The organism is Neotabrizicola shimadae (assembly GCF_019623905.1).
In the GTDB taxonomy this organism is placed as follows: Bacteria; Pseudomonadota; Alphaproteobacteria; order Rhodobacterales; family Rhodobacteraceae; genus Neotabrizicola; species Neotabrizicola shimadae.
This window is the reverse complement of record NZ_CP069370.1, coordinates 3,464,209-3,485,499: the sequence shown is the minus strand read 5'-3', so window position 1 is coordinate 3,485,499 and position 21,291 is coordinate 3,464,209. Positions and strand designations below refer to the sequence as shown.

The 21,291-nt window shown below is 67.0% G+C and carries 21 protein-coding genes; 7 read left to right on the top strand and 14 right to left on the bottom strand.

All coding sequences use genetic code 11. The annotated features are described in order from the left end of the window. Positions 1-7: 7 nt before the first annotated feature. Genes JO391_RS16895 through JO391_RS16875 form a run of 5 tightly spaced genes read right to left on the bottom strand, consistent with a single transcriptional unit; the run spans position 8 to position 4,638 of the window. Positions 8-1,309, bottom strand: a complete 1,302-nt coding sequence (locus JO391_RS16895; RefSeq protein ID WP_220661608.1) for an NAD(P)/FAD-dependent oxidoreductase — start codon at positions 1,307-1,309, stop codon at positions 8-10. After that, positions 1,306-2,244, bottom strand: a complete 939-nt coding sequence (locus JO391_RS16890) for a branched-chain amino acid ABC transporter permease (protein ID WP_220661607.1) — start codon at positions 2,242-2,244, stop codon at positions 1,306-1,308. The genes JO391_RS16895 and JO391_RS16890 overlap by 4 nt, the downstream gene beginning before the upstream one ends. Beyond that, the gene (locus JO391_RS16885; protein ID WP_220661606.1) at positions 2,241-3,149 is read right to left on the bottom strand and encodes a branched-chain amino acid ABC transporter permease; all 909 of its coding nucleotides are present in this window, start codon (positions 3,147-3,149) and stop codon (positions 2,241-2,243) included. Before JO391_RS16885 ends, JO391_RS16890 begins: the two co-directional genes overlap by 4 nt. Further along, positions 3,146-3,871 (bottom strand): ABC transporter ATP-binding protein, encoded by a 726-nt coding sequence (locus JO391_RS16880; protein ID WP_220661605.1) that lies wholly within the window; start codon positions 3,869-3,871, stop codon positions 3,146-3,148. Before JO391_RS16880 ends, JO391_RS16885 begins: the two co-directional genes overlap by 4 nt. After that, positions 3,868-4,638 (bottom strand): ABC transporter ATP-binding protein, encoded by a 771-nt coding sequence (locus JO391_RS16875; RefSeq protein ID WP_259444735.1) that lies wholly within the window; start codon positions 4,636-4,638, stop codon positions 3,868-3,870. The genes JO391_RS16880 and JO391_RS16875 overlap by 4 nt, the downstream gene beginning before the upstream one ends. A gap of 97 nt (positions 4,639-4,735) precedes the next feature. Between JO391_RS16875 and JO391_RS16870 the strand changes: the two genes are divergently transcribed. The 5 genes from JO391_RS16870 (at position 4,736) to JO391_RS16850 (ending at position 8,655) form a co-directional block, all read left to right on the top strand. Then, positions 4,736-5,446, top strand: coding sequence for a GntR family transcriptional regulator (locus tag JO391_RS16870; RefSeq protein WP_220661603.1), 711 nt, complete (start codon positions 4,736-4,738; stop codon positions 5,444-5,446). Continuing rightward, positions 5,443-5,925, top strand: a complete 483-nt coding sequence (locus JO391_RS16865) for a DUF3830 family protein (RefSeq protein ID WP_220661602.1) — start codon at positions 5,443-5,445, stop codon at positions 5,923-5,925. The genes JO391_RS16870 and JO391_RS16865 overlap by 4 nt, the downstream gene beginning before the upstream one ends. Then, positions 5,922-6,266 carry a TIGR04076 family protein gene (locus JO391_RS16860; protein ID WP_220661601.1) on the top strand — a complete coding sequence of 115 codons (345 nt, stop codon included), beginning with the start codon at positions 5,922-5,924 and terminating at the stop codon, positions 6,264-6,266. The genes JO391_RS16865 and JO391_RS16860 overlap by 4 nt, the downstream gene beginning before the upstream one ends. Then, positions 6,263-7,318, top strand: coding sequence for an aldo/keto reductase (locus tag JO391_RS16855; protein ID WP_220661600.1), 1,056 nt, complete (start codon positions 6,263-6,265; stop codon positions 7,316-7,318). Before JO391_RS16860 ends, JO391_RS16855 begins: the two co-directional genes overlap by 4 nt. A gap of 89 nt (positions 7,319-7,407) precedes the next feature. Continuing rightward, positions 7,408-8,655 carry an ABC transporter substrate-binding protein gene (locus tag JO391_RS16850; RefSeq protein ID WP_220661599.1) on the top strand — a complete coding sequence of 416 codons (1,248 nt, stop codon included), beginning with the start codon at positions 7,408-7,410 and terminating at the stop codon, positions 8,653-8,655. 38 nt (positions 8,656-8,693) lie between these two features. On the opposite strand, the gene JO391_RS16845 is transcribed toward JO391_RS16850, so the two are convergent. The 9 genes from JO391_RS16845 to JO391_RS16805 all read right to left on the bottom strand — a co-directional run bounded on the left by JO391_RS16845 (position 8,694) and on the right by JO391_RS16805 (position 18,521). Then, positions 8,694-9,758, bottom strand: a complete 1,065-nt coding sequence (locus JO391_RS16845) for an ABC transporter ATP-binding protein (protein WP_220661598.1) — start codon at positions 9,756-9,758, stop codon at positions 8,694-8,696. 4 nt (positions 9,759-9,762) lie between these two features. Further along, complete coding sequence (locus JO391_RS16840; RefSeq protein WP_220661597.1) at positions 9,763-10,752, bottom strand: glycoside hydrolase family protein; 990 nt, start codon at positions 10,750-10,752, stop codon at positions 9,763-9,765. A 76-nt stretch (positions 10,753-10,828) separates the two neighbouring features. Beyond that, positions 10,829-11,707 (bottom strand): carbohydrate ABC transporter permease, encoded by an 879-nt coding sequence (locus JO391_RS16835; RefSeq protein ID WP_220661596.1) that lies wholly within the window; start codon positions 11,705-11,707, stop codon positions 10,829-10,831. Further along, entirely contained in the window at positions 11,707-12,777 is a 1,071-nt protein-coding gene (locus tag JO391_RS16830; RefSeq protein WP_220661595.1) for a carbohydrate ABC transporter permease, read from the bottom strand. The genes JO391_RS16835 and JO391_RS16830 overlap by 1 nt, the downstream gene beginning before the upstream one ends. A 94-nt stretch (positions 12,778-12,871) precedes the next feature. After that, entirely contained in the window at positions 12,872-14,125 is a 1,254-nt protein-coding gene (locus tag JO391_RS16825) for an extracellular solute-binding protein (RefSeq protein WP_220661594.1), read from the bottom strand. After that, positions 14,122-15,213, bottom strand: coding sequence for a LacI family DNA-binding transcriptional regulator (locus JO391_RS16820; RefSeq protein WP_220661593.1), 1,092 nt, complete (start codon positions 15,211-15,213; stop codon positions 14,122-14,124). The genes JO391_RS16825 and JO391_RS16820 overlap by 4 nt, the downstream gene beginning before the upstream one ends. A gap of 236 nt (positions 15,214-15,449) precedes the next feature. Continuing rightward, positions 15,450-16,772: a TRAP transporter large permease gene (locus JO391_RS16815; RefSeq protein ID WP_220661592.1), complete on the bottom strand. Its 1,323-nt coding sequence runs from the start codon at positions 16,770-16,772 to the stop codon at positions 15,450-15,452. Position 16,773: 1 nt separating this feature from the next. Then, the gene (locus JO391_RS16810) at positions 16,774-17,442 is read right to left on the bottom strand and encodes a TRAP transporter small permease (protein WP_220661591.1); all 669 of its coding nucleotides are present in this window, start codon (positions 17,440-17,442) and stop codon (positions 16,774-16,776) included. 74 nt (positions 17,443-17,516) lie between these two features. After that, positions 17,517-18,521 carry a TRAP transporter substrate-binding protein gene (locus tag JO391_RS16805; RefSeq protein ID WP_220661590.1) on the bottom strand — a complete coding sequence of 335 codons (1,005 nt, stop codon included), beginning with the start codon at positions 18,519-18,521 and terminating at the stop codon, positions 17,517-17,519. 236 nt (positions 18,522-18,757) lie between these two features. On the opposite strand from JO391_RS16805, the gene JO391_RS16800 reads away from it, so the two are divergent. Together JO391_RS16800 and JO391_RS16795 are read left to right on the top strand one after the other, a co-directional pair. Then, on the top strand, positions 18,758-20,668 hold the full coding sequence (locus JO391_RS16800) for a sensor histidine kinase (RefSeq protein ID WP_259444734.1): 1,911 nt from the start codon (positions 18,758-18,760) through the stop codon (positions 20,666-20,668). Further along, entirely contained in the window at positions 20,665-21,288 is a 624-nt protein-coding gene (locus JO391_RS16795) for a response regulator transcription factor (protein WP_220661588.1), read from the top strand. Before JO391_RS16800 ends, JO391_RS16795 begins: the two co-directional genes overlap by 4 nt. Positions 21,289-21,291 lie beyond the last annotated feature (3 nt).

The following is a 21,291-nucleotide window of genomic DNA, read 5'->3' as shown; positions in this document are numbered from 1 at the left end:
GGGAACCTCATCTCGGAAGGGCGGCGGGGCTTTCCAGCCGGTCGCGCAGGATGCTGGCGGGAAGCAGCAGGTTGGGGGCAAGGCGGCTGAGGCCGTGCAGCGGGATGGTCTGAAGCGGCACACGCGGCAGGGCGAGCGCATCGGACGGGCGGCCCGCGGCCCAATCGGCCAGTTCGCGGCCCATGGCCGTTGTCATGGCGATGCCGCGTCCGTTGCAGGCGAAGCCCGCGATCAGGCCGGGGGCGGGTTCGATGACGCGCGGCAGGAAATCGGGGCTGACGGCGGCCAGGCCCGACCAGGCATGCGTCAGGGTGAGCCGCCCGTCGAGCCCGAGCGCCTGAGCGATACGGTTCAGGATGCGGCGCGGCACGCGCCGGTCGGCGCCGGGGCCGAGGATGTGCATACCGCCGGTGATGAGCCTGCCCTCGGGGTCGAAGCGGCAGGTGAAAAGGTTCCGGCGGCTGTCGGACAGCGCCATGCCCTGCGGGAGAAGTCGGGCTCGGTCGGCCTGCGGAACCGGGGCCGTCGCGATCTGGAAGACGCGGAGCGGGAAGAAGCTTTGCGCCAGGCCCGGCCAGAGGCTTCCGGCATGGGCGTTGGTCGCCAGCACGACGCGGCGGGCGGTGAGGCTGCCGCCGGGGGTGGCGACTTCCCAGTCCTCTCCGATGGGGCGGAGCGCGGTGACGGGGCTGTCTTCGTGCAGGTTCGCCCCGGCCAGGGCGGCCGCGCGGGCCAGGCCGCGGGCATAGGCCACCGGGTTCAGCGTGCCGGCCGAGCGGTCGATCCAGCCGCCGCGCCAGCCGGGAACGCCGGTGAGTTGCGCGATGGCAGTGGCATCGAGCAGCTCGACCGGGCGGCCTTCGCGCTGCCATTGCGCGACGCGCTGCCGGGCGCGGGCGAAGGCGGCTTCGGAATGGGAGGGCTGGATCCAGCCGGCCTGGGCGGCGTCGCAGTCGATGGCGTGGCGGCGGATCAGCCCGAAGACGAGATCTGCGCTGTCGGCGGCCATGCGGATGAGGCGGTCGCCCCGGTCGGCCCCGAGTGTCGTGCGGATGCCGTCGGGATCGGCCTTGGCGAAGTTGGGCACCACGAAGCCCGCGTTGCGCCCCGAGGCGCCCCAGGCGATGCGGTTGGCTTCCAGGAGGACGACGGTCAGGCCGTCCTGCGCGGCATGGAGCGCAGTGGACAGACCCGAGAAGCCGCCGCCGATGACGGCGAGGTCGGCCTCGGCCCGCCCGGCGAAGCGGGGGAAGGGCGCGAGGGGCGGCGCCGTCTGGTGCCAGAGCGTGGCGGGGTCGGGCAGGGTCATTCCATGCCACCGCCGCGGCGCGGGCCGAAGAAGCCCTGCGGGCGCAGGAGAAGGATGATGCAGAGCGTGACGCCGATGGCGACGATCTGCAGGCTGGCGGCGCGGGCCTGCCAGTCGCCGGGCACGACGGCCGAAGAGAGGCTTCCCGCGCCGATCCAAAGCACCCAGACCACCAGCGCGCCCATCAGCGCGCCGCGGTTGGACCCCGAGCCGCCCACCATGAGCATGGCCCAGACCTGGAAGGTCAGGGTGGGGACATAGTTGTCGGGTGCGATGAAGCCGATGAAATGTGCCTGCACCGCGCCGGCGAGGCCCATGACGGCGCCGCCCACGGCGAAGGCCTGGATGCGGTAGGAGCGGGCGCTTTTGCCCAGAGAGATGGCGGCGCGTTCGTCTTCGCGCAGGGCTTTCAGCACACGGCCCCAGGGGCTGTGCGCCAGCCGTTCCAGCGCAAGGTAGATGGCCAGGGTGACGGCGCCGATGACGGCGAGGTTCACCAGGTTGAAGGCCAGCGGATCGGATTGCAGGTCGGCGAAGGGGCGGGGGATGAAGGCCACGCCGAAGGGGCCGCCCGTCAGCCCCTGGGCGTTCAGCGCCACAAGTTGCACGACGACGGCTACGCCGAATGTGGTGATGGCAAGGTAGTCGGATTTCAGCCGCAGGGTGGCAAAGCCCGTGAAGGCGGCGGCGCCGCCGGTCACCAGCATGGCGGCCACCCAGCCAAGCGCGATGGGCCAGCCGAAGCCGCCGACACGATCTGCCGCCTCGGGCGTGGTGAGCAGCGCCGAGGTATAGGCGCCGATGGCCACGAAGCCCGCGATGCCCACGTTGAACAGGCCCGTCAGCCCCCATTGCAGGTTCAGCCCTAGGGTGATGATCCCGAAGATCAGGGCGGTCGACAGGAAGAAGGCGCCGTAGCCCAGAAGGTCGATCATCTCTCGGTCACTCCAAAGAGGCCCGTGGGGCGGACCAGAAGCACGGCCATCAGGATCACGAAGGAGACGCCGGCCCGCCATTCGGCGCCGATGAACTGCACGGCGGCTGCCTCGCTGAGGCCGATGATGAGGCCGGCGAGGACGGCGCCGGGGACAGAGCCGATGCCGCCAAGGATGGCGGCGGCGAACATGGGCAGGAGCAGGTCGAGCCCCATGAGCGGGCGGATCTGGACCAGCACGCCGACCATGACCCCGGCGGCGGCGGCGAGCGAGGCGCCGACGATCCAGGTCGCACGGATGACGGCGCGGGTGTCGATGCCGACGACGCGGGCCAGTGCCGGGTTCTGCGCATAGGCCCGCATCTCGCGACCGCGCTGGCTGCGGGTGAGGTAGAGGTGCATGGCGGTCACGAGGGCCAGGGTCATGGCCAGGAGCGCCACCTGGTCCGGCGTGATGCGGATGCCGAGGCCGAGGGGTTTGGCGATCTGCAGGGCGTTGGAATAGTAGGCAGGGCTCGAGGTGAAGAGGAACTCCAGCAGGTTGCGCAGCGCCATCGAGGCGCCGAAGGAGGCCATCACCACGATGATCGCCTGGCCGCGGGCGCGCAGCCGCGCGAAGAGGAGCCAGTCGAGCGCGAGCGCGATGGCCGAGGCCACGGCCATGGCAAGGAGGGTGGACAGGATCAGCGGCAGGCCGAAGGACAGGGGCAGGATGGGAGCGGCCCCGCCGAACAGGCTGCCGATGGCCCCTACGGCGACAAGGGCGGCATAGGCGCCCCAGGCCATGAGGTCGCCGTGGGCGAAGTTGGAGAAGCGCAGGATGGAATAGGTCAGTGTGATGCCGATGGCGCCGAGGCCGATCATCGCGCCGGAAATCACACCATCCAGAAGGAATTGCAGGGTCATGACGCCTCCTTCCGCTTGCCAAGGTAAAGCTCTGCGATCAGCGGGTCGTCCCAGAGGCTGCGGGCGGGGCCTTCATGCGCCTCGCGACCTTCGACCAGCACATAGGCGCGGTCGCCGATGGACAGGGCGGCGCGGGCATTCTGTTCGACAAGGACGATGGTGACGCCAGTGGCGCGCACCTCTTGCAGGCGGGCGAAGACCTGTTCCACGAATTTGGGCGAGAGCCCGGCGGAGGGTTCGTCCAGCATCAGGACGCGCGGCTTGACGATCAGCGCGCGCGCGGCGGCCAGCATCTGCCGTTGCCCGCCCGAAAGGCTGCCGGCGAGAAGCCGGGACTGGCGGGCGAGATCGGGGAAGAGGGCATAGGTTTCCTCGATGCCCTGCGCGACGTTGCGGTCGGGGAAGATGCCGATGGACAGGCGCAGGTTTTCCTCGACCGTCATGCGGGGAAAGACGTTTTCGGTCTGCGGCACGAAGGCCAGGCCCTCGCGGATCTTGCGGTGCGCGGGCAGGGCGGTGATGTCGCGGCCCTCCAGCGTGACGCTGCCTTCGCTGATGGGCACAAGGCCCGCGATGGCCTTGATGAGGCTGGATTTCCCGGCGCCGTTCGGGCCGAGGATCACCACGATCTCGCCGGCGGCGACGTTGATCGAGGCGCCCCGCACGATGGCGAGGCCCGGTTCGTATCCGGCGACAAGGTTGCGCGTGGTCAGGATGGTCATGCCGCTGCCCCGCCGAGATAAGCCTCGATCACGCGCGGGTCGCGCGCCACGTCATCGGGTGCGCCCTCGCACAGAAGCGAGCCGTTCGCCATGACGATCAGCCGGCTGCACAGCCGCGTCACCATGTCGATGTTGTGTTCGATCAGAAGGAAGGTGACGCCACGCGCGTTGATGGCCTGGATGCGGTCGATCAGCACCTCGAGGAGCGAGGGGTTCACCCCGGCGGCCGGTTCGTCCAGCAGGATCAATGCGGGGTCGGCCATCATCACCCGGGCGAGTTCCAGAAGCTTGCGCTGCCCGCCCGACAGGAAGCGGGCCGGCTCGTCCGCCAGACGGGTCAGCAGCATCAGGTCCAGAATCTCGTGCGCCTTTTCGCGGGCCGCGCGTTCCTCGGCCGCGATCCGGCGGGAGGCGAGGAAGTTTGCGAACAGCCGTTCGCCTGTCTGGTTCTGGCGGGCGATCAGCAGGTTCTCGGTGCAGGTCAGGTCGGGGAAAGGTCGCGGGATCTGGAAGGTGCGCCCCAGCCCCTGCGCCAGCCGGTGATGCGCCGCCTCGCGCGTCACATCGCGCCCCTTCAGCCGGATCGTGCCCGCGGACGGGCGAACCGATCCGGACAGAAGATCGAACATCGTGGTCTTGCCCGCGCCGTTCGGGCCGATCAGACCCAGGATTTCGCCGGGGGCGATGGACAGCGACATGTCGCGCACCGCCGCGATGCCGCCGAACCTGCGGGTCAGGGACCGGGCTTCAAGAATGGGTGGGGTCACCTCTGCATCCATGATGTTTGATCTGTGATCACACTTGATCTGATCACAGTAGAGTCGTCTAATTGACCGGACAAGATGATTCGTTCCGGGTGCAGTCGTGGACACAGAGACATCGACCGTGGGCCTTGCGCCGGTGGGGCGCGAAACCGTTCAGGACCGGGTTTACGGCGAATTGCGGCGCGCCCTGATCGGCGGGCTGTTCGAACCCGGTCAGATGCTGACGATCCGCCAGCTGGCCGATGCGCTGATGACATCGACCATGCCGGTGCGCGAGGCGCTGGGTCGGCTGATCAGCGAACAGGCGCTGGAGGCGCTGCCCAACCGGCAGATCCGCGTGCCGCCGATCACGCTGGACCGGCTGGCCGACCTGTTGCGCGCGCGCATCCTGATCGAGGGCGAGGCGATCGCGCTGGCCGCGCGGCGCATGACGCCCGAGGGGCTGGAGCGGGCGGCGAAGATCATGGCGGAGTGGGAGGCGCTGCGGCTGGGCGGCAACCCGCAGACGGTGGACCGCGAGGTCTCGCTGAACCAGGCCTTCCACTTCGAAATCTATCGCGCCTGCGGTTCCGAGGTTCTGATCCCGATGATCGAAAGCCTTTGGCTGCAATCCGGCCCCTGCACCCGGGCGGCGATCTTTGCCTTTTCCGACGCGGGCGAGACGGATGCCGCTCGGTATCACCACGCCATCCTGGAGGCGCTGCGCCGGGGCGATGCCGAGGCGGCGCGGCAGGCCCTGGTAGACGACATCAGCCGCCCCTTCGCCTTCCTGAAGGGCAAACTGGAAGCAAACGCAGGAGAGGCGACGTGAGCCGACTGATTTCCATTCGCGATGCGCGAAACGGCCTGGACGTGCAGGCCGCGCTTCTGGACGGCAAGGCGCCGGCCAACGCGGCCTTTCTGTGGGCCTGGGCGGCGGAGCCGCGGGTCGTGCCTTCGATCCATGCCATGTGGACAGGGCCCGAGATTTCCTGCCCGATCCCCTCGCCCCAATTGGCGGGGCAAGATTGGGCGGTGGCGCTGCCACCCGAAAACGCGACGTTGCATCCGCAGCCGGGCGATGTGGTGCTGGCCTATGTGCCGGCACGGATGTGGGGCGGCAACCCGGACCCGATCTTCGACGTGGGCCTGTTTTACGGACCGGGCGCGCGGATGTTCTTCCCCATCGGATGGCTGGCCGGTTCGGTTGTGGCGCAAGTGGTGCCCGAGGACCGGGCGGCGCTGGCCGACGCCTGCGGGCGCATCCGCCGGCAGGGCGCCACCGAGATCACCTTTGCGAGGATGGAATGAGCGACGATTCCTTCGAGCTGTACGACCTGCGGGTCGAGATCGTGGCACCCGAGGGGGCGAAGATCTATTGCGGCGCGCCGGGCGACTGGTTCGAGCTGCGCGGCGAGCAGCTGCACCTTCCGACGGGGCAGAGTTTCTCGATCTATTCGCTGTCGGCGATCCTGCCGCTTCTGCCCGCCAAGCAGCGCCAGACCCATCCGCATGACTGGATGACCTCCGACGCCGAGATCGCCTGCCCCGACCCGAACTGCCCCTCGCGGCTGCGCATCACCCGGCTGGGCAAGCGCCGCTTCAGCCATGCCGAAACCACTGCCGTTCCCCTGCCGAAGGAGCCGACATGACCGCGCTGCCCCTGATCGAGCTGCGTCCGGGCTATTCCATTACCCGGGTGATCCGTGGCGGCTGGCAACTGGCGGGGGGCCACGGCCCGGTGGACCGCGCCGAGGCGGTGGCCGACATGATGGCTTTTGCGGAGGCCGGCATCCTGACCTTCGACTGCGCCGACATCTATACCGGGGTGGAAGAGCTGATCGGTGCGTTCCGCAGCGCCTTTGCCGACAAGCACGGGCAGGCCGCACTGGCAGCGGTGCACGTGCATACCAAGCTGGTGCCGGACCTGACGATGCTCGCCACCTGCGACCGCGCCTATGTGGCCGGCATCGTGGAGACATCATTGAAGCGGCTGCGGCAGGAGCGGCTGGATCTGGTGCAGTTCCATTGGTGGGACTATGCCGTGCCGCGCTATCTGGACGTGCTGGGCTGGCTGAAGGAGCTGCAGGCCGAGGGCAAGATTGCCCAGATCGGCGCGACGAACTTCGACACGCAGCGAGTGGGCGAGATCTTCGACGCCGGCATCCCGCTGATGTCGATGCAGGTGCAGTATTCGCTGTTGGACCGCCGGCCCGAGCGCGCGCTGGTGCGGCTGGCGCAGGACCGGGGGCTGTGGCTGTTCTGCTATGGCACGGTGGCGGGCGGCTTCCTGGGCGACCGCTGGCTGGGTGCGGCTGAGCCGCGGGAGCCGATGGAGAACCGGTCGCTGACCAAGTACAAGCTGATCATCGACGATTTCGGGGGGTGGGATCTGTTCCAGGCCCTGTTGAGCGTGCTGCGCGGCATTGCCGACCGGCATGGCGTGGACATCGCCACCGTCGCTTCGGCGGCAATGCTGGACCGGCCGGGCGTGGCCGCCGTCATCGTGGGGGCACGCAACCGGGCGCATCTGGCGGGCAACGTGGCTGTGGCGACGCTGCGGCTGACCGATGCGGACCGGGCAGAGATCGCCGCGATCCAGGCGCAGTCACGCATTCCCGAAGGCGATGTCTATACGCTGGAGCGCGACCGCAACGGGCCGCATGGCCGGATCATGAAATACAATCTGAACGCGGCCAGCTGAGGCCGCCCACCGCCGGACTTTGCCCGGTCCGGCGCGAAAGACGGGAAAACCCCAGGGCGAACCAAGAAGACAACCACAGAGAGGATCCCATGAAGAAACTGCTTCTTGCCTCGGCCGCCGCGCTGGCCCTTGTGCCAGGCCTGGCCGCCGCTTGCGACATCACCGTCGGTGTCGTGCTGGAACTCACTGGGCCTGCCGGGGAATATGGCCAGGCGGGCGCCAAGTCGATCGAGATGGCCTTCCGCGACCTGAACGATGCGGGCGGTGTGGCCGGCTGCACCATCAAGACCGACACCCGTGACAGCCAGACCCAGGCCAACATCGCCGTGGATGCGGCGACGCAGCTGGTGCAGGTGTCGAAGGTGCCGGCGATCATCGGCGGCATCATCAGCCCGATGTCGATCCCGATCCTGACCTCGGTCACGGCGCCGGCCAAGGTGTTGCAGGTTTCGCCCGCCTCGTCCTCGCCGACGCTGACCCAGCTGGGCCGCGACGGCAAGACCAACGGGGTGTTCTTCCGCACCATCACCTCGGATGCGCTGCAAGGCGTGGCCCTGGCAAAGTTCGCCGTGGACAACGGCATGAAGAAGATCGCCATCATCCATCAGAACAACGACTTCGGCGTGAACCTGGTGAAGGAGTTTTCCGATCCCTTCGCGGCGCTGGGCGGTACCGTCGTTTCGGTCACGCCCTACAACGCCAAGCAGTCCTCTTACGCGGCCGAGGTCACGGCGGCGATGGCAGGCGAGCCGGATGCACTGTTCCTGATCTCGGACCCGGTGGACGGCGCCACGATTGCCCGCACCTGGGTCAGCCAAGGCGGGGTGCAGAAGTTCCTGCTGAATGACGGGATGAACAGCGACGACTTCATCGCGGCGGTGGGCAAGGAATACCTGGCGAATGCCTTCGGCACGTCCTCGGGCACCGATCCGACCGCCTCGACCGAGTATTTCAACGCCAACTACCAGGCCTTCTCGGGCATCGACCCGGCGGCTCCGGCGGCGGACCGGTCATATGACGCAGGGGCGCTGGTGGGCCTGGCCATTGCCATCGCCGGCGGACCCGATGCGTCCAAGCTGCCCGACGCGCTGCGCAAGGCCGTCGATCCGGCGGGCGAGCCGATCTATGCCGGCAAGGACGAATTCGCCAAGGCGCTGAAGCTGATCTCGGAAGGCAAGCCGATCCGGTATGAGGGCGTCATCGGCCCGGTCAACTTTGACCAGTATGGCGACATTTCCGGCCCGTTCCGGCTGTGGCAGATCGTCGATGGCAAGGTGACGACGGTGGGCGAGATGACCACCGCCGATGTCGAGGCGATCAAGGCCAGCATGAAGTGACGTCAGCGCGCCGGGGCAGGTGACTGCCCCGGTGCCCGTCAGGTCGCCGGGAACAGGTGGGCCTTGTCCGGATCGAAGCTCAGGTTGACCGGCGTGCCAAGCGGGAAGATCGCGTCCTGCGACAGCGCCGCGATCAGCGGATTGCCGTCCTTCAAGGTCACTTCCACCACGGTTTCCGCGCCCAGTCGTTCGGTCAGGGCGACCGCGCCGTGCAGCCGGCCGGCGTCCTTCACCACCGAAAGATACTGCGGGCGCAGGCCCAGGATCGCACTGTCGCCCGGCTTGAACGGCCCCCGCTTGCCCGAAACCTCGACCGGGTCCAGCGCCGCGTTCGACACCAGAACCCGGTTGCCGTTCACCGCCTGCACCGTGACTTTGACGAAGTTCATCGAAGGGGCACCCAGGAAGCCCGCAACGAACAGGTTGGCCGGGTCGTGATACAGGTCCATCGGCGCGCCGATCTGCATCACCTGACCGTCCTTCAGCACGACGATCTTGTCGGCCAGGGTCATCGCCTCGACCTGGTCGTGAGTGACGTAGATCATCGTCGCGCCAAGCTGGTTGTGCAGCTTGCCGATCTCCATCCGCATGTCCATGCGCAGGGCGGCATCCAGGTTGGACAGCGGCTCGTCGAACAGAAACACCTCCGGCTTGCGCACGATGGCGCGGCCGATGGCGACGCGCTGGCGCTGGCCGCCCGAAAGCTGGCTGGGCCGGCGGTCCAGCAGATGCTCCATCTGCAGGATACGGGCGGCCTCGGCGACCTTGGCATCCTTTTCCGCCTTGCTGGCGCCGGCGATGGTCAGGCCGAAGGCCACGTTTTCCCGCACGGTCATGTGCGGGAAAATGGCGTAGGACTGGAACACCATGGCGACGCCGCGATCCTTGGGCGGAAGCTCGTTCACCACCCTCTGGCCGATGCGAAGCTCGCCCGAGGTGATGTCTTCCAGCCCGGCGATCATGCGCAGGAGGGTGGACTTGCCGCAGCCCGAGGGACCGACAAAGACACAGAACTCGCCGTCCTCGATCTCGATGTCGACGCCCTTGATGACATGGGCGTTGCCATAGCTCTTGCGGACGTTCTTGAGGGAAATGCCAGCCATCTGCCTACTCCGCTGCAAGCGCAATCGGGGTGACGGACAGAAGGCCGTCAGGTCCAACGGTCACGGGTTCGGGGTCCATGACATAGCCACCGAACTGCGCCTTGCCGCCATCGGCAAAGCCCAGGATGAACAGGCCCTGCGGCGTTTCCACGATGCGCGCGGCATAGCGGCGGCAGGGATCGGCACCATCCAGGAAGGGGCCGGGTGCCACCCGCCAGGGCCCGCGCGGATGGTCGGCGATCAGGTAGTGCGTGCCGGTGACGGGGGCCTGGGTATTGGTGGCGCGGTACTGGTTGGACCAGTGGACACTGGCCGTGCAGAACAGGCAGTACCAATGGTTGCCCTGGGCGAACACCTGCGGCACCTCCAACTGGCCGAAGCCGCCGGTGAAGACGGGGGGGCACAGCGTCCAGGTCATCAGGTCGGGCGAGGTCGCAAAGCCCACCGCCCCGCCGGCGTTCGGCTCGGGGATGCCGGGCGCGCGGGCGGTGAAGTACATCATCCAGCCGCCATCCGGGTTGCGCATCACCCAGGGGTCGCGCATGGCGCGGTCGTGCCAGTGGCCGACGATGTGATCGGTCTCGTAGCAGTCGGCGTTCGGACCGGTCAGGTCGAGGCAGAGCCCGTCGCCCACGCGGGTCCAGTTGTGCAGGTCGGTCGAGGTGGCATGGCCGATGCGCTGGTACATGCCGCGTTCGGCCTTTGTGGTGCCGGTATAGAACAGGTGCCACAGCCCGTCGTCGCCCTGAACCACCGATCCGGTCCAGGTGGTGTAGTCGTCCCAGGCCGGGCCAGCCGCCGGCGCGAAGGTGGTACCGTGATGCGTCCAGGTCTTCAGGTCGGTCGAGGTGGCGTGGCCCTGGCTCACGTTGAAGTGGCGCAGGTCGGGGTCGCCCAGGGCGCGGTCGGCCTGGAGGAAATAGCCGTGCCACTGCTTGCCGTCATGGGCGTACCAGCTGTCCCAGAGCCACTTTCCTTCGATTGCGATCGGCATAGGTCGGTTCCTTCGTTCAGGCAGTTGTGTCGCGGCCGGAGGCCGCATGTCGGTTGCACGCGGTGTCGCCGGGCGGTCAGCCCTTGACGCCAGTGGATGCGATCGAGGCGATGAAAGCCTTCTGCAGGTACAGGTAGAAGGCCAGCACCGGCAGGGTGATGAGGCTGAGGTAGGCCATGATCTCGCCCCAGGCGCGGTTCAGCTGGAAGAAGTACTGCAGCCCCACCATGACCGGGCGATAGCCTTCTTCCTGCGTGACCATCAGCGGCCAGAGATACTGGTTGTACATGACCAGGAACTTCAGGATCGCGGCGGTGGCCAGCACCGGCCCGGACAGCGGCATGACGATGCGCCGGTAGATCTGGCCCCAGCTTGCGCCTTCGACCCGCGCGGCTTCGATCAACTCTCCCGGCAGATCCTTGAAGTATTGCACGAAGAGAAAGATCGTCAGGCCATCGGCGATGAAGGGCACGATCTGCACGCGGTAGCTGTTCAGCCAGCCCCAGGTCACGCCTTCGACCCCGATCCAGGGCAGCTTGGACGCCACCAGCAGAAGCGGGATGGCGATGGTCTCGAAGGGCACGATCAGCGTGGCAAGGATCAGCGACAGCATCAGGTTGCGGCCCTTCCATTCGACAAAGACGAAGGCGAAGGCCGCCGCCGAACAGGCCAGCAGCGACAGGGCCACGGTGACGCCTGTCACGATGACCGAGTTCAGGATGAACAGCCCCACCGGCGCGCGCTTGAAGGCGGCGAAGTAGTTGTCCAGCGACACGTCGCCAACCGGCAGGAAGGCGCGGAGCGATGCGGTGTCTTCAAGAAGCTGCTGGTCGGGCTTGAGGCTCGACATCAGCATGAAGACCAGCGGGAAGATGAAGATGACGGCGATCAGCCCCAACACCACATAGCGGGTGGCAAGGCGCAGGCCGCGGTTGTCGGCGGAAATCTGGGCCATCAGCTTTTCTCCCGCGTCAGCCAGCGTTGGATGAGGGAAATCGACAGCACGATCACGAACAGCACGACCGAGATGGTGGACCCGCCCGAGATGTCCTGCTTGCCGTAGCCGCGTTCGACCGCCTGGAAGACGATGGTCTGCGTGCTGTCCAGCGGGCCGCCCCCCGTCATCACGTCGATCTGGGCGAACAGCGCGAAGGCCTGCATGGTGATGACGATCAGCACCAGCACGGCGGTGTTCCGCAGGCCGGGCCAGGTGATGTAGCGGAAGGTCTGCCACTTCGACGCGCCCTCGATGGCACCCGCCTCGTACAGCGTGGGCGAGATGGTCTGAAGGCCCGAAAGCCAGATCACCATGTGGAAGCCCACCGCCTGCCAGATCGACATGGCGATGATCGCGCCAAGCGCGGTGGAGGGGTTGCCCAGCCAGTCCACCTTTGGAATGGCGCCGAAGCTGAGCGCGCCAAGCAGGTTGTTCAGAAGCCCCGACTGCCCGTCGTAGATGAACCGCCACAACAGCGAGACCACGACGATCGAGACGACCACGGGCATGAAGTAGATCGTGCGGAAGACGTTGATACCGCGCAGGCGCTGGTTGATCAGCAGCGCCAGCCCCAGGGCCAGGCCGCCCTGGACGGGGGCCACGACCAGCACGAAGATGAAGGTGTTGACCAGCGCCTTCATGAACACCACGTCGCGCGCCAGTACATAGGTCCGGCTGTCGCCATGGCCGAAGCTGAACCATTCGCGCATCCCGTTCAGGTCAGGCCGGTCGGGGTTGTTGCGCGTCAGGCTGCGGACCGAGGGGTACTTCGGAGCGCCGTCCTCGATCACCACGGCGCCTGAAGCGTCGCGTTCGGGTTCCACCGTCAGCGTCGTTACGTCCAGAAGCTGGCGATAGTTCGCGAAGCCCACGAACTCTGCCGCATTGGGCGAAACGAGCCGCTGGTTGGTGAAGCTGAACAGGATGGCAAAGAGGAAGGGCAGGACGATGAAGCCGGCGATCAGCAGGATCGAGGGGCCTGCCATGAGCCAGCCCGTCCGGTTGGAGACGAGGAACTTCGATGCCATGTCGGCCTCAACGGATGCGGGGAAAGGGGGGCCGGGGCGGGAGCGCGCCCCGGCCTTCGTCCCCCCGGGAGGAGGGGGGACAGGCGGGGCGGCCTTAGTGGCCGTACCCGTTGTTCTTTTCGATGTCGGCGTTGATCTCGTCCGTCGCCGCATCCAGCGTGGCCGCCACGTCGGCGCCGTTGGCGATGTCGGCGACGGCCTTCTCGAAGACCTTGGCCTGAACGACATAGCCGGGGGTCACCGGGCGGACGAGGCCCTGCTTGGACGACAGGTCGAAGAACACCGCCAGCTTGCCGCCCGGCGCATAGTTCTCGGTCAGCGCGGCGGCCGAGGGGGTGGCCGGGATCAGGCCGATGCCGTTCGAGAAGGCGGCAAGGTACTTGTCCTGCAGCGCGAACTCGATGAAGGCGGCAGCGCCTTCGGGATGCTGCGACTTGGCCGAAACGCCGAACTGCCACGAGGCGGCACCGATCTTCGGGCCATTGCCGAAATCGGGCGCTGGCAGGAAGACCACGTCGTCAAAGGCGGCAAGCGAACCAAGCGCCGCCCAGTTGCCGTTCCACGAGAAACAGTACTTGCCGGCGTTGAAGCCGCCGTCGCGGTCGGCTGGGTCCTGCGTCGCCTGGGCGTAGCCGTCCGTGAACAGGCTTTGCCACCATTCGCCGAACGCCATCGCGGCATCGCCGTTCAGCGCGCCTTCCGCGGTCTTGTAGGTGGAGCGGTCCACGATGTCGCCGCCGAAGCTTTGCAGGAAGGGCGAGAAGGCATAGGGATACCATTCGCCAGTCCAGGCCATGCCCAGATCAAGCGCGTATTCGCAGGTGCCCGAAGCTTTGGCCTTGGCCAGTGCGTCCATGAACTCGTCCTTGGTCCAGGGCTGGTCCAGCGTCGGGGTGCGCAGGCCCAGGGCATCCAGCGTGGACTGGCGCGTCACCATGGCCACGGCGGCATCCCACAGGCCGATGGAGTAAAGTTCACCATTCCAGATGCCCTTGGTGCCGGGCAGGAACTCGGCGATCTTGGTTTCGTCGATCTTCAGCGGCTGCATGTAGCCGGCCCAGGCCCAGTTGGGCATGTTCGGGCCGTCCACATCCAGGATGTCGGGCAGGTTGCCCGCCAGGGCGCCCGCCACCACGGAATCGTTGTAGGCGGCCTGCGGGAAGCTTTGCAGCTCGACCTTCCAGTCGGTCTGGCTGGCGTTGAAATCGGCGATCACTTCGCCGATCAGCTTCTGCTCCACGTCATTGCCGGCGCCATGATACCACATGGTCAGCGTCTGCTGGGCAAGCGCGGTGCCGCCCCAGGTGGTGGCCGCCAGAAGCGCGGCCGCAAGCGTCAGTTTCGTCATTTCCGTTTCTCCTCCCCAAGGGCAGTCAGTTTCACGACTTTCGGCTGGACCAGCTCGGTCACCGAGCTGCGCCAGTGCACGGGCCCCGACACCAGGACGGGGTTCGTCTCGTCTGTGCCGGTCCCTCCGATAAGGGCCAGCAGCCTTTGCGCGGCGCGCACGCCCATGGCCGTGTAGGCCAGTTCCACCGTCGTCAGCGGCGGATAGAGCGTTTCGGCGATCACGCGGTAATTGTCGAAACCGGCGACCGAGATGTCCTCGGGCACCTTGCGGCCCATCGACCGCAGGATGCCGTAGACCATCAGCGCCATCTGGTCGTTGCCACAGCACAGAACGGTCGGCGGATCGGGCAGGTGCAGCATCCGGTCGATGGCATCCCACAGAAGCTGTGGCCCGGCTTCGGGGACGTCGAAATCCACATGGGCCAGAAGCGCGGGGTCAAAGGCGATGCCGGCCTCGGCCAGTGCGTCGCGATAGCCCAGGGGACGCAGTTGCCCGGCCACCATGGAGTCGCGCAGCGACAGGAAGCCGATGCGCCGGTGCCCGGCGGCGACAAGGCGGACCACGAGGTCGTGCTGCAGGCGCCGGTCGTCGGGCAGGATCGACGGCGTGCCATGCGCGTCGAAGCAGTTGGCCAGGACAAGCGGCGTGTCCTCAGGCAGCTTCGGCAGGTTCACTTCCTGGTGGTATTCGGCGACATAGATCAGCCCCTCCACGCGGTGCGACAGGAAAGTGTCAATCAGATGCGGCACGCGGTCCTTGCGGCCCAGGGTATCGGCGATCATCACCGTCAGGCCCGAGGATTCCAGCGCGCGCTGGATGCCCTGGACGATCAGAAGGTCGGGCAGGCCCTGCTGCGTGGGTGTCTGCTTGCTGGTCGAGATGGCGCCGGTGATCAGGCCGATGATCCCGGACTTCTGCGCCCGCATCATCCGGGCGGCGTTCGACCGGACATAGCCCAGTTCGCGCATCGCCGCTTCGACCGCCTGGCGGGTGCGTTCGCCCACCGGCCCATCGGCATTGAGCACACGGCTGACCGTCTTTGGCGAAACGCCGGCAAGCCGCGCAACGTCGTAGATCGTCGACATCGAACCCTCCCCCGCCCGACTCGATGACATTGATGTCATGACACCGATGTCATAAGTGGGCAGCCCCTGTCAACAGGGTTGGGCAGGTGTGCGTTCTGCGCGGTTTGCCGGGCAAGAAACCTTCCCCGCGGGGAAGGTTTCTGGCTCCCTGCGCCAGTGCCCCACAGCCAATGCCCCGAAAGCGAAAACGCCGCGCTGGGCGCGGCGTTCCTGGGCAGGCCATTCGTGGTGGGTCGCTACATCCCCAGCAGGGCGGGCAGCGCCAGCGAGATGGCGGGAACATAGGTCACCAGCAACAGGAAGATCAGCATGGTCAGAAGCCAGGGCCAGACAGCCACCGTCAGCTCGGTGATGCCCATCCGGGTGATGCCGCTGGCGACATACAGGTTCAGGCCCACCGGCGGGTGGCACATGCCCACCTCCATGTTGACGACGATCATGATGCCGAAGTGCACCGGGTCGATGCCAAGCCGCACGGCAACCGGGAACAGGATCGGCGCCATGATCAGCACGATGGACGACGGCTCCATGAAGTTGCCGGCGGCCAGCAGCAGCAGGTTCACGATGATGAGGAACATCCACCAGCTGAGCCCCGCATCCACCATCCAGTTGCCAAGCGTCTGGGGAATGTTCTCGGACGTCATGAGGAAGCTGAACAGCACCGCATTGGTGATGATGTACAGCAGCATCGCCGACATGTTGGCCGAGGACAGCAGCACGCGCGGCACATCGGCGAGCTTCATGTCCTTGTAGACGAAGACCGCCACCACGAAGGCATAGACGGCAGACATCGCGGCGGCCTCGGTGGGCGTGAAGATGCCGGTGTAGATGCCGCCAATCACCACGACGATCAGCAGAAGGCCCCAGATCGCCTCGCGGAAAGCCGTCCAGCGCTGCGCGAGGTTGGCCTTGGCCAGCCGCGGATAGCCGTACTTGCGGGCGCGGTACCAGGTGGTGAAGCCCAGGAAGCCGGCCAGCATCAGCCCCGGCACGACGCCGGCCATGAACAGCTCGCCCACCGAGGCGGAGTCGACCAGCTGGCCGTCGGGGCCCTGCACCTGCATGCCGCTGGTGGCGACGGCATACATCACCATCACGATCGAAGGCGGGATCAGGATGCCAAGCGCGCCCGAGGTGGTGATGACCCCGGCCCCGAACTGGCGCGGGAAGCCCTGCGCCACCATGGCCGGCAGGATGACCGAACCGATGGCGACCACCGTGGCGGGCGAAGACCCCGAGACGGCGGCGAACAGCGCGCAGGCGATGACGCCCGCCAGACCCAGCCCGCCATGCCAGTGCCCGACCATCGAGGTGGCGAAGTTGATCATCCGCCTGGCGACCCCGCCATGCGTCAGGAAGTTGCCGGCCAGGATGAAGAACGGGATCGCCATGATCTCGAACTTCTCGATGCCGGTGAACAGCTTCAGCGCCACCGTGTCGATCGGCACGTCGGTCATGGTGAACAGGAAGCTCAGAACGGTCAGGCCAAGCGCGATGGAAATCGGCATCCCGGTCAGCATGAGGGCCACGAGCAGCCCGAAGATGATGAGCGCGCTCATGTCACTTGTCCTTCTCGGTCAGGTCGCGGGGGGTCAGCGGCGAATGAAGGATGGCTTCGCCCACTTCCTCGACCCCGTCCTCCAGCCCGTCCACATGGCCGTGGTCGTGGTGCGGCAGCTCGCCCGTGCGAAGGAAGCCAAGCGCCACCTGCAGGAAGCGGAAGCACATCAGGGCCGAGCCCAGGGGGATAGCAAGGTAGACGATCCACATCGGCAACTCGAGGTCGGGCGAGATGGCCGAGGCATGGGCCATGTGCCAGACGAAGTTGGCCCCCAGTGCCGCGATGGTGCCGGTGAACAGCGCCCCGGCCAGAAGGCCGAACAGCACAAAGCCCTTACGCTTCGCCGGCTCAAGCCGGTTGATGACCACGTCGATGCCGACATGGATGCCGGTCCGCACGCCATAGGCGGCGCCGAACTTGGCCATCCAGACGAACATGATGATCGTCAGCTCCTGCGCCCAGACAAGGTTGACGGACCGCAGGCCGAAATAGCTGGTCTTGGCGAGCGCAGAGAGCCCGTCGAACCCGTGCGACCGGAAGAAGGCCACGCCGTCGGCCACAAGGCCAAGCGCGTAGCGGTGGGTGACGGACAGGAAGATGAGCAGGGTCGCCGCCGCGATCAGCGAGGCGATCAGCACTTCTTCCAGCCGGTCGAGCAGGCGCAGCATGGCGCACCTCCTGGGCTGGGGATGTGGGGAAAGGGATGGCAGGCGCGGCCGTCAGGACCGCGCCCAGGCCGGGTTCACGACCCGGAGGCGGACTTCACGGCTTCGATCACATCGGCACCGATGCGGTCGGTCATCTCCTCGGCAACGGGCGCCAGCGCATCCTTCCATGCCTGCAGTTCTTCGGGCGTCAGCTCGTAGAACTCGGTGGTCCCGGCGGCCTTCATCGCCTCCAGCGCCTTTTCGTTCTCTTCGCGGGCGATCGAGTTGGCGTAGTCGGTCGATTCCGCCATCGCCTGTTCCAGCCCGGCGCGCACCTCGGCGGGCAGTCCATCCCAGAACTGCTTGTTCACGATGACCGCATAGCCCAGGTAGCCATGGTTCGACACCGTGGCATGGGTCTGAACCTCGTTCATCTTCTGGGTGTACATGTTCGAGGGCGGGTTTTCCGTGCCATCCACCACGCCGGTCTGCAGCGCCTGATACACCTCCGAGAAGGCCATCACCTGCGGCACGGCCCCCAGGGCATTCATCTCGGCCTCCAGCACCTTCGACGACTGGATGCGCATCTTCAGGCCCAGGAAGTCGTCTGTCGTGTGCAGCGGCGAATTGGCCGACATGATCTTGAAGCCGTTGTCCCAGTAGGCCAGCCCCTTGATGCCCTTGTCCTCCAGCTTGGAAAACAGCATCTGCCCGACCTCGCCCTTGGTCACACGGTGCAGGGCGTCATAGTCGGCAAAGATATAAGGCAGGTCGAAGACTTCGAAGGCTTGCACGCCCAGGGGGCCGAACTTGGCCAGCGAGGGGGCAAGCATCTGGACGGCGCCCAGTTGCAGCGCCTCCATCTCTTCCTTGTCCTTGTAGAGCTGGCTGTTGGGATAGACTTCCACGTCCACCGCGCCGTTGGTGTATTTCTCGGCCAGCTCTTCGAACTTGGCCGCGCCCTTGCCCTTGGGCGTGTCGGGCGCCACGACATGGCTGAACTTGATGATGATCTTGTCCTGCGCGGCGGCAGGGGCGGCGACCGAAAGGGCCAGCGCGGTGGCGCCCATAAGGGCGCAAAGGCTGCGACGGTTCAGCATGGTTATCTCCTCCGATTGACCGCTCCTCCGGGCGGAATGGACAGGGGATGCCGGAAAAGTGAGACCGGCGCTATTGTGGCTTACCACAATGGACAGAACACGCCCGCCGGTGGCAAATGGGGTGTGGCTTCCTGGGAGGAGAGGGCACGGCCGCAACAGATGCACCCACCCCCGCCGTGGCGGGGCAGCCGGATTTCCGGGTCACCGAGAGCCTGATCCGCTCCCGGCGATGGGACGTGTTGTCGATCGTTCCGCTCGCGGCCATCGTAGCGCTGGTTGCGCTGGTCGGCACGCTGGTCTGGGTTCTGGCCCGGGCCGATGCCGAACGCGCGCAGACCACGCTGGCCACCGATGCGCTTTGGGTCGAACAAAGCCTGCGCTTCCAGATGGCGGTGGACGAGGACATGCTCGTCCGCCTTGCGCTGGATGGCGCCAGCGGCACCGATGGCGAAACGCTGCGCAGCCGCGCCCGCGTGCACATTGCTGCCAACCCCGAGATGCTGTCCGTCCAGTGGTACGACAGCGCCGGGCGCCTGGTCGAATCGGTGCCGCAGGGCGTGGCGCCGGTCGGGCAAGCCCTGGTGGATACGCTGCGCAAGGCGCCCGCCGGCCCGGCCCGGCCGGTCTATGGCGCGGCGCAGGGTGGGATCGTGCCAATGGCATTGCGCCAATCCGATGCGGATGGCGGCGTGCTGGTGGCCGCCGTGTCGCTGCCCCTGATCCTTGAGCGCCATATCCCATGGTGGATCGCGGAGCGCTATGCGGTGCGCATCTCTGATTCCCGCGAAACGCTGGCCGACCGCAGCCGCCGCCCGCTGGCCGAAGGCGCGCCGTCGCACAGCATCAGCTTCGATCCGCCGCTTGCCGGCACCGTGCTGACGATCACCGCCTATGACCGCCCCCCCGCCCTGGGCAACACAGCGCTTCTGGCAGCGATCATCGGGCTCGCGACCTTTTCGATCCTCTCGCTCCTGGTGTTGCAGCGCAATGCCGCGCATCGCCGCCGGGCCGAGGCGCGGCTGAGCGCCGAGATGGCCTTTCGCCGGGCTATGGAGGAAAGCCTGACCGTGGGCCTGCGCGCCAAGGATCACGCGGGTCGTATCCTTTACGTCAATTCGGCCTTCGTGAAGATGGTGGGGATGCCCGCCGAGACCCTGATGGGCCATGCCCCGCCCATGCCCTATTGGGCACCCGACCGGATCGAGGAAACCATGGCGCGCCAGAAGGCGCTGGCCAGCGGCGCCGTTGCTCCGCAAAGCTTCGAGACCCGGTTTCGCCGCGCCGATGGAACAGAGATCGACGTGCAGGTCTATGAGGCACCGCTGATCGACTCGGCGGGGCGGCACCAGGGCTGGATGGGTTCGATCATCGACATCACCGAGGCCAAGGCGGCAGCGCGGCTGGCGCGGGCGCAGAACGACAGCCTGGCGCGGACCGGACGGCTTGTCACCCTGGGCGAGATGGCCTCGACCCTCGCGCATGAACTGAACCAGCCGCTTGGCGCCATCGCCTCCTATGCCGCGGGCGGGCTGAACCTGATCGAGGCTGGGCAGGCAGACTCGCCTCAGGTGCGGACGGCCTTCGAAAAGCTCGGCGCACAGGCGCGGCGGGCCGGGCTGATCATCCGCCGCATCCAGGATTTCGTGAGGAAGCGCGAGCCGCAGCTGGTGGCCCTGGACCTGACCGAGGTTGCCGCCGATGCCATCGGCCTGATGGCGGGCGAAGCGCGCGAACGGCAGGTCACGATTGTGATGGACGCACCGGAACCGCTGCCACCCGTGCTGGCCGACCGCATCCTGGTGGAACAGGTCATGGTCAACCTGATCCGCAACGGTCTGGAAGCCATGGCCGAAGGCCCGCGCGCCGGCGACCGGCTGACCCTGCGCCTGACGGCAGAGGGCGGCATGGCCCGGCTGGACCTGGCCGACCAGGGCCCCGGCATCCCCGAAGACGTGGCCGCCCAGCTGTTCGATCCCTTCACCAGCACGAAAAGCCAGGGCATGGGCATGGGACTGAACATCTGCCGCTCGATCGTCGAGCTGCTGCATGGCGGCCTGTCCCATGCGCCGAACCCCGGTGGCGGCACGGTGTTCACCGTGCTGCTGCCCTTCGCGCCCCTTCCCCCCGCCCAAGGATCCGCCCCATGACCGCAGCTGCCGCGCTTGCTGTCCACATTGTCGATGACGAGGAACCGCTGCGCGACAGCCTGGGGTTCCTCTTCGCCTCGCGCGGCATCGCCACACGGCTCTGGCCTTCGGGCGAGGATTTCCTGGGTGCCTGGCCGCAGCCCGATTGCGGCTGCATCATCCTGGATGTGCGCATGGGCGGCATGTCCGGCCCACAGGTCGCCGATGCGCTGCAACGGGCCGAGGGCGGCAGCGCCGCCCTGCCGCCGGTGATCTTCCTGACCGGCCATGCCGATGTGCCGCTGGCGGTTCAAAGCCTGAAGTCCGGTGCCTTCGACTTTCTGGAAAAGCCCTTCAACGACAACCAGATCGTCGATCTTGCGATGCAGGCCATGGCGCTGCACCAAAGTCGGGCGGCCGAACACAGCAGCCGGGCCGAACTGGCGCACCGCTTTGCCAGCCTGTCCGAGCGTGAGGCCGATGTGATGCGGCTGATCCTGGAGGGCCAACTGAACAAGCAGATCGCCGACAGCCTTGGCATCTCCATCCGCACGGTCGAGGTGCACCGCGCCCGTGTGCTGCAAAAGACCGGCGCGCGCAATTCGGTGGACCTGGCGCGGATGCGGGCGCTGATCGACTGAAGT